Genomic DNA, 7,807 nt, shown 5'->3' with positions numbered 1-7,807 from the left:
TTTTCCCAGACCAACAACCCCAGCCCAGGAAATCCGTCGGCGTTTTAAACTTCGCCGTTACTGACCCACGCTCCTAGCCACAGGTTCGACCCCGGGCCCAGTTCACACGGCGAGCCCCTTCACAGGGCGAACCCCTCGGCTCGCCCCGCTCCCGGGTCGCCCCGGTCTCAGAACGACCGGCGCGTCACGGTTTCGGCGAGCCTCTCGAGCTGGTCCCGCATGTCGGGGGCGATCGGAGAGGCGTGGAGCGCGCCGCGCGCATCCGCGACCTGGTCCGTGATGAGCGTCTCGACGCTCTCGACGGCTCCGCTGGCCCTGATGAGTTCCTGCAGCGACAGGATCTGGGCCGCGTCGAGCCCCGGGTCTCCGAGGAGTCCGTCGAGGTACTCCCGCGCGGCCGGTTCGAGCGCGCGCCTGGCGAGTGCGATGAGCACGGTGCGCTTGCCCTCCCGCAGGTCGTCACCGCTCGGTTTGCCCGTCACGGCCGCGTCGCCGAACACTCCGAGAAGGTCGTCCCGGAGCTGGTATGCGATGCCGAGCGGAAGCCCGAAGGCGCGCAACGCGTCGAGGTGGGCCGTGTCGGCGCCCGCGAGTGCCGCCCCGATGACGAGGGGAGCCTGGACGCTGTACTTCGCGGACTTGAAGACGATGACCCGCATGGCGCGTTCGAGCAACTCCTCCTCCTGCTGCACGAGCCAGGCCCTTTCCTCGAGGATGTCGAGGTACTGACCGGCTGTCACCTCCGTGCGCATCTGGTTGAATTCGTGGCGACCGAGCCTGGCCGCCACAGGATCTGCGGAGGCCTGGAGGCCCTCGTCGAGGAGCTCGTCGCTCCACCCGAGGAGCAGGTCCCCGAGAAGGATGGCGGAGGCCCGGCCGAACTCGACAGGAGCGCCGGCCCAGCCGCCCGTGGCATGCAGGGATTCGAAGAGTTTATGGGCGGACGCCGAACCCCTGCGGGTGTCCGAATTGTCGATGATGTCGTCGTGGACGAGGGCGGCGGCATGGAAGATTTCGAGGGCGGCGGCCGCCGCGATGACCGGCGCGGAATCGAGCGCGTCCGAACCGGGGACGCTCTGCCAGCCCTGGTGGCAGAACTGGGCCCGGAAGCGCTTACCACCGCTGAGAAACTGCCGTGAGAAGTTCACCAGCGCGCTAAGATCCGGGCTGACAGTAGTCACAATTAGTTGACGGGTTTTCAGGAATTCGTCGATGCGAGTTTGAACCAGATCGACCAGTTGATTGCTTTCAGCCACCCGCCTAGCCTAGCTATCGCGGCGGGGCTAGAATTGGGATTCACCGGTGATCCTACAGAGGAGGAATAAGATGCCGCTTTCGGAACAAGAGCAGCGACTCCTTGAAGAGATGGAGCGCGGGCTCTACCACAACGACTCCGACTTCGTCGCGACCGTTGGCGGTTCATCGCTTCGCCCGAACTACCGCTCGATCGCCCTCGGCGTTCTCGCGGTCGTCGCCGGTATCGGGGGACTGATCGCCGGAGTCGCAGTGCAGCAGCTGTGGCTCGGAATCCTCGGCTTCGTCGTCATGTTCGCAGGGGTATTGCTCGCCACGTCACCGGGCAAGGCCGCCCGCAGGCTGTCGTCCTCCGGCTTCTCATCCTCCGGCACGTCACCGTCCGGGACGAGCGGGTCACGCCCGTCGGGTTCCGGCAAGTCCGGCCGCGGGTTCATGGACCGTCTCAATGACCGTTGGGATCGACGCCAGGACGGCAACTAGCCCTTCGGCTCCCATCCTCCACAGCACGACCGAAACTTCACAAAAGCAGGGCCGATCACAGATCGGCCCTTTTTTGTGCCCAAAATCGACTCTCGACCCCGCTCGCCCTTGGATTTCCCTCCACCCATCACTTAGCCTGTTCATCTGGTATTTTTCTAGAAATTTACTCGTTGATCGTGGCATTTCCCGTTTTCGTGGTCCAAAGTGGAGTAAAGTGGAGTAACACCTGAACTTGGCCGGAAGAGAAGGGGTGATGAATGTTCCTCGGGACCTATGCCCCCAAGCTCGACGACAAGGGACGCGTCATCCTCCCCGCGAAGTTCCGTGAGCAGTTGTCCACCGGCATCGTGATGACCCGCGGCCAGGAGCACTGCCTCTACGTCTTCACGACCCGGGCGTTCGAGGAACTGCACGAAAAGATCAAGCAGGCCCCGATCACGAGCAAGCAGGGCCGTGACTTCCTCCGGGTCTTCACCTCCGGAGCCAGTGCGGAAACTCCCGACAGCCAGAACCGCGTCACCATCCCCGCCAACCTCCGCAGCTATGCCGGCCTCGACCGCGAACTCACGGTGATCGGTGCGGGCGACCGTGTCGAGATCTGGGATACCGAGGCCTGGGACCTGTACCTCGCCGAACAGGAAACCTCGTTCGCCAACACCACGGAGGAGGTGATTCCGGGACTCTTCTAGAACCTGGCGCCTGACTCCCAGCCGTACGCCCTGACACACTTCCCCGGTGCCAGGACTGCCGGATGGGGATCAGGATCCAGGAACTACTCCCCGGGACCATGAACATCGACGAAATCCATACCCCCGTACTGCTCGAACGCTGTGTCGAGCTCCTCGCGCCGGCCCTGAACCAGCCCGGCGCCGTGCTCGTCGACGCGACCCTCGGCATGGCCGGGCACTCCGAGGCCTTCCTGACCCGCTTCCCAGGACTCACCCTCGTCGGCCTCGACCGTGACCTCGAGGCGCTCTCGATCGCCGAGGAGCGCCTCAAGCCGTTCCGCGACCGGATCCACCTCGTGCACACCGTCTACGACGGCATCCAGGACGCCCTCGACTCCCTCGGCATCAAAGAGGTCCAGGGCGTGTTCTTCGACCTCGGAGTCTCCTCGCTCCAGCTCGACCGGGTCGAACGCGGTTTCTCGTACTCCAAGGACGCTCCGCTCGACATGCGGATGGACAACACGAGCGACCTGACGGCGGAGCACATCCTCGCGACGTACAGCGAGTCCGAACTGCGCCGGATCTTCCACGAGTACGGCGAAGAGAAACTCGCGGCACGCTACGCCAAGGCCATCGTCGAGGCTCGGTCCACCGCCCCTCTCGTCCGCTCTGCCGAGCTCGTCGCGATCCTCACGAAGGTCACCCCCGTCGTCGTCCAGCGCACCGGACACCCGGCGAAGCGGGTCTTCCAGGCCCTGCGCATCGAGGTCAACCAGGAACTCTCCGTTCTCGAACGCGCGATCCCCGCCGCCCTCGACGCCGTCGCCGTGCACGGCCGGATCGTCGTGGAGGCCTACCAGTCGCTCGAGGACCGGATCGTCAAGAAGGCGCTCGCCCGGGCATCCACCTCGAGCGCCCCCGCCGGCCTGCCCATCGAGCTGCCGGAACACAAGCCACTGTTCACACAGTTGATCCGGGGCGCCGAACTCGCCTCGGAAGAAGAAAAGGCGAGAAACCCCCGTGCGACGTCGGTCAGACTTCGCGCCGCCGAGCGACTGAGGAGAGCCGGATGAGCGACAATCTCGCACGCGTGCTGCGACCGAACTGGGAAAGTACCCCCCGGCACGACACCCCCGACCAGAAACCGCTGGACGCTCCGGCAGGCCAGCCAGGCTCGCGGCTTCGCCACATCGAGATCGTCGCAACGCGCAGCCAGCGCCGGGCACGACCCAAGATCGCCTTCGCCCTGTCCGCCGTCGCCGGGGTTGCGGTGATCATTGTCGCGCAGCTCCTGCTGAGCGTCGGAATCTCGCAGGGCGCGTACGAGGTGTCCCGCCTGCAGGCCAGCCAGACGGAACTCAGCCGCACCGCCGACAGCGTCACGGAGGACCTCGTCCGGGTCTCCTCCCCGCAGAGCCTCGCGGCCAACGCCGAGGCCATCGGCATGATCAGCAACTCCAACCCGGTCTACCTGCGCCTCTCCGACTCCGCAGTGCTCGGCGCCCCGAGTTCCGCAACGGGCAGTCAGGCCGGTGCGGCGAGTCTCGTGCCGAACGCGCTGCTCACCGGCGTACCTTTGGTGACACAGCCAGCCCAGGCCACCGGGCAGGGCGCGAGCGTCGCCGGCGCCGCGACGTCACCAGCCACCACGACCGCCCCGACAACCTCAACCGCCGCCGTGCCAGCCCCTGGCGCCGGACTCCCGACGCCCACGACTCGCTAGAACGCATTCCCGCACGAGCCGGGGTGCCACAACCGCGGCCCCGTCCGCAGTAAGGAACCGAAACTGTGGGTGTCAGTGCCAGGTCGACGCGCAGCGGCAAGCGCCGCATCGCGATCACGGTCGTTCTCCTCTTCGCGATCGTCGCACTCTTCGTGGTCAGGCTCGTCGACATCCAGGTCGTCCGTGCCGACACCCTCAGCGCCGATTCACTCGGCAACCGATCGGTCGAGCAGCCCATCTACGGCTCACGCGGTGACATCGTCGACGCCAACGGCGTCGTACTCGCCGGGACGGTGATGCGCTACAATATCACGCTGTCTCCCCGCAATGCCGTCGAGTTCACCCGCACAACGGCGGCGGGAGACCAGACGGTCACCGTCGCCCAGGCCGCTGCGGAGGTCGGCGCCATCACCGGTCAGACCGGAGACGCGATCCTCGCGATCATCTCTTCGTCGCTCGCCGCCAATCCCGCGTCGGATTACGCCATGGTGACCAAGGCAGTGGATGTCTCTGTGTTCCGGGCGGTCGACGCGCTCGAGATCCCGTGGATCTACTTCGAGAAGAAGCCCGGCCGGGTGTACCCGGACGGTGCGGTCGCAGGCAACCTCGTCGGATTCGTGTCGTCAGAGGGTGAAGCCCAGGCCGGCCTTGAAATCGGCCAGGACTCCTGCCTCGCGAGCACCGACGGAACGGAGACCTACGAGAAGGGCGCAGACGGCGTCCGGCTGCCGCAGAGCACCGTCACGGAGAAGGCGGCCGTCGACGGCGGAGATGTCGTGACGACGATCGACTCCGACCTGCAGTGGTTCGTCCAGCAGGCCCTGGCCAAGCAGGCCCAGGCCACCGGCGCGGCGTGGGGAACGGTCGTGGTGCAGGAGGTCAAGACCGGGAAGCTCGTCGCGGTCGCCGACTATCCCAGTGTCGACCCGAACAACGTCAACGGAACGACCAACCCCGATGACCGTGGCTCGCGCGCTTTCACGGCCTCCTTCGAACCGGGGTCGACCTTCAAGGCGCTCACCGCGGCATCCGTTCTCGATGCGGGCAAGGCCACGGTGAATACCCAGGTCGTCGCGCCCTATCGATACCTGCCGGGCAACGGCGCGAACATCAACGACAGTTCCGGTCACGCCGACCTGCACCTCACCCTCACCGGCGTGCTGATCGAATCCTCGAACACCGGTATGTCCAAGTTCGGCGAACTGCTGACCGACAAGCAGCGCTATGACTACATGACCAAGTTCGGCCTCGGCACTGCGACGGAGGCGGGGTTCCCCGCCGAAGACTCCGGAATCCTGCATCCCTACGACGAATGGGACCCCCAGACCAAGTACGCCACCATGTTCGGCCAGGGCCTGACCACGACGGCGCTCCAGATCGCGAGCATCTACCAGACCATTGCGAACAAGGGCGTCCGGTTGCCCGTCCAGCTCGTCGCCGGCTGCCGCCAGGCGGACGGCACCATGACGAATGTGCCGGCAGCAGCGGGAACCCAGGTCGTCTCGGCATCGGCCGCGCACGACACCTCGGACATGCTTGAGATGGTGTACCAGAAGGCCTGGCTGTCCAAGGTCTGGAACATTCCCGGCTACCGGGTCGCCTCGAAGACCGGAACGGCCCAGATGCCGGACGGCCACGGCGGGTACACCCACGGGTACCTTGTGTCGGTTTCCGGGTTCGCTCCCGCAGACGATCCGGAGTACGTCGTTTCGGTCAGTCTCGCCGATCCTGTTAAACTGAATTCGTCTGCAGCGCCCGCTCCGATCTTCCAGGAGGTCATGAGCCAGGTGCTGAAGAAGTACCGGGCAGTTCCATCGGGCGCTCCAGCGCCTGCCCTTCCCGGTACCTGGTAAGAAAGCGAGCCCCGTGACCGAGTTGGCACCATCGGCTCTCCGTCCTCAGCACCCGGTTGCGCGGTCGTTGTCGGGCATGGTTGATGAATTCGAACTTTTCCTGCGCGGCGACATCGAGGGTCTCGAAGTCTCCGGCGTGAGTATCTCCTCCCGTTCCGTCCAGCCGGGCGACCTGTACGTCGGCGTTCCCGGGCGAGCCTTCCACGGCGCGAGCTTCGCCGACGACGCCAGGGAGGCCGGAGCCGTCGCCATCCTGACCGATGAGGCCGGTGCGCTCGTCGCCGCCGGAAGCGGCCTGCCGATCCTCGTCACCCCGGACGCGCGCGCCGCTCTCGGCGCGGTCGCCGCCTGGATCTACCGGACCGACGAGAACCCGGCAACGCTCTTCGCAGTGACCGGAACGAATGGCAAGACGAGCGTCGTCTACCTCCTCGTCGCCATCCTGAACCAGCTCGGCGTCGTCACAGGCCTCACCTCGACCGCGGAACGCCGCATCGGCGACCTCGCCGTCGTGAGCTCGCTCACCACCCCGGAGGCCACCGAACTGCATGCCCTTCTCGCCAGGATGCGCGAAGCCGAAGTGCGCGCCGTCGCGATCGAGGTCTCCGCGCAGGCCCTCAGCAGGCACCGCGTCGACGGGCTCGTCTTCGATGTCGCAGGGTTCACCAACCTCAGCCACGACCACCTCGACGACTACGCCAGCCTCGACGAGTACTTCCAGGCCAAACTCGAACTCTTCCAGCCCGACCGGTCCCGGCGCGGCGTCATCACCGTGGACTCCGAATGGGGCCAGCGGATCGTCGCAGAGTGCCGCATCCCGGTGACGACCCTCAGCATCCATCCAGAGGTCGACGCCGACTGGCACCTCTCGATCGTGTCGGAGGACGCCCTCTACACGGAGTTCCTGCTCGAGGGGCCGGAGGGCCGCCGCCTGCAGACCCGTGTTCCGCTGATCGGCTGGTTCATGGCCGCGAACGCCGCACTGGCCATCCTGATGCTCGTCGAATCCGGCTACGACCTCGATGCCATCAATCACACCCTCGCCCGCGACGGCGGCATCGACGTCTACATCCCGGGGCGCACCGAGCGCATCTCCGGCGACCGCGGACCGCTCGTCTACATCGACTACGGTCACAGCCCGGACGCCTTCCTCAACACCCTCGCGGCCATCCGCACCTTCACGCCGGGGCGACTGTTCATGGTCTTCGGCGCCGACGGCGACCGCGACACCACCAAGCGCGCGGCCATGGGTGCCATCGCAGCCAGGGGCGCAGACGTCGTCGTCATCACCGACTTCCACCCCCGCTACGAGGACCCGGCCTCGATCAGGGCCGCCCTGATCGCCGGCGCCCGAGAGGCCGTCCCCGACGTGGAGCTCTACGAGGTCGCCGACCCGCGCACCGCCTTCCGCACCGCGCTCGGCCTCGCGGTCGAGGGCGACTCGATCCTCTACGCGGGCCCCGGCCACGAGAACTATCACGAAGTGAACGGCGTCAAGATCCCCTATTCCGCCCGCGACGATTCCCGGCTCGCGCTGCGCGAAGCGGGGTGGCAGTAGATGATCGCCCTCTCCCTCTCCGAGATCGCCGGCGCCGTCAACGGCGCCCTGCACCTCGACGGAGCCCTGAACGCCGACGGCTCGCCGACGACGCCGGCGACCGTCGTCTCCGGTGCCGTCGACACCGACTCGCGTGAGATCCGCCCCGGCGGCATCTTCGTCGCGAAGCCGGGGGAGACCACCGATGGTCACCTCTTCGCTCCTGCCGCGATCGACAACGGCGCCGCGCTCCTCATCGTCGAGCGCGCGCTCGACCACCCCCTCGCCC

General features: G+C 66.6%; 8 protein-coding genes. 7 read left to right on the top strand and 1 reads right to left on the bottom strand.

What is annotated here, in order from left to right; translation table 11 throughout:
- Positions 1 to 167: 167 nt before the first annotated feature.
- Positions 168 to 1,256, bottom strand: a complete 1,089-nt coding sequence (locus QN345_RS13045) for a polyprenyl synthetase family protein (protein ID WP_134446103.1) — start codon at positions 1,254 to 1,256, stop codon at positions 168 to 170.
- Positions 1,257 to 1,326: 70 nt separating this feature from the next.
- Between QN345_RS13045 and QN345_RS13040 the strand changes: the two genes are divergently transcribed.
- The 7 genes from QN345_RS13040 to QN345_RS13010 all read left to right on the top strand — a co-directional run.
- Complete coding sequence (locus tag QN345_RS13040; protein WP_134446102.1) at positions 1,327 to 1,737, top strand: DUF3040 domain-containing protein; 411 nt, start codon at positions 1,327 to 1,329, stop codon at positions 1,735 to 1,737.
- A gap of 257 nt (positions 1,738 to 1,994) precedes the next feature.
- On the top strand, positions 1,995 to 2,426 hold the full coding sequence (gene mraZ / locus QN345_RS13035) for a division/cell wall cluster transcriptional repressor MraZ (RefSeq protein WP_134446101.1): 432 nt from the start codon (positions 1,995 to 1,997) through the stop codon (positions 2,424 to 2,426).
- Positions 2,427 to 2,524: 98 nt separating this feature from the next.
- Positions 2,525 to 3,478 (top strand): 16S rRNA (cytosine(1402)-N(4))-methyltransferase RsmH, encoded by a 954-nt coding sequence (rsmH, locus tag QN345_RS13030; protein WP_322189833.1) that lies wholly within the window; start codon positions 2,525 to 2,527, stop codon positions 3,476 to 3,478.
- On the top strand, positions 3,475 to 4,128 hold the full coding sequence (locus QN345_RS13025; protein WP_323508727.1) for a hypothetical protein: 654 nt from the start codon (positions 3,475 to 3,477) through the stop codon (positions 4,126 to 4,128). The genes rsmH and QN345_RS13025 overlap by 4 nt, the downstream gene beginning before the upstream one ends.
- Positions 4,129 to 4,193: 65 nt before the next feature.
- Positions 4,194 to 5,981, top strand: a complete 1,788-nt coding sequence (locus QN345_RS13020) for a peptidoglycan D,D-transpeptidase FtsI family protein (RefSeq protein WP_241975250.1) — start codon at positions 4,194 to 4,196, stop codon at positions 5,979 to 5,981.
- Positions 5,982 to 5,994: 13 nt separating this feature from the next.
- A complete protein-coding gene (locus tag QN345_RS13015; protein ID WP_134446099.1) occupies positions 5,995 to 7,539 on the top strand; it encodes a Mur ligase family protein in 1,545 nt (514 codons plus the stop codon).
- A partial coding sequence (locus QN345_RS13010) for a Mur ligase domain-containing protein (RefSeq protein WP_323508726.1) occupies positions 7,540 to 7,807 on the top strand: 268 nt, incomplete at its 3' end. It lies immediately after the preceding gene.

Source organism: Cryobacterium sp. 10I1, assembly GCF_035019805.1.
In the GTDB taxonomy this organism is placed as follows: domain Bacteria; phylum Actinomycetota; class Actinomycetes; order Actinomycetales; family Microbacteriaceae; genus Cryobacterium; species Cryobacterium glucosi.
Note: the sequence above shows the minus strand (reverse complement) of the source record. Positions and strands in the feature narration are given on the sequence as shown.

What these genes read in the sequence shown, in the direction of transcription:
- QN345_RS13040 (WP_134446102.1), top strand. Translation starts at nt 1,327, where the DNA reads ATGCCGCTTTCGGAACAAGAGCAGCGACTCCTTGAAGAGATGGAGCGC.
- mraZ (WP_134446101.1), top strand. Translation starts at nt 1,995, where the DNA reads ATGTTCCTCGGGACCTATGCCCCCAAGCTCGACGACAAGGGACGCGTC.
- rsmH (WP_322189833.1), top strand. Translation starts at nt 2,525, where the DNA reads ATGAACATCGACGAAATCCATACCCCCGTACTGCTCGAACGCTGTGTC.
- QN345_RS13025 (WP_323508727.1), top strand. Translation starts at nt 3,475, where the DNA reads ATGAGCGACAATCTCGCACGCGTGCTGCGACCGAACTGGGAAAGTACC.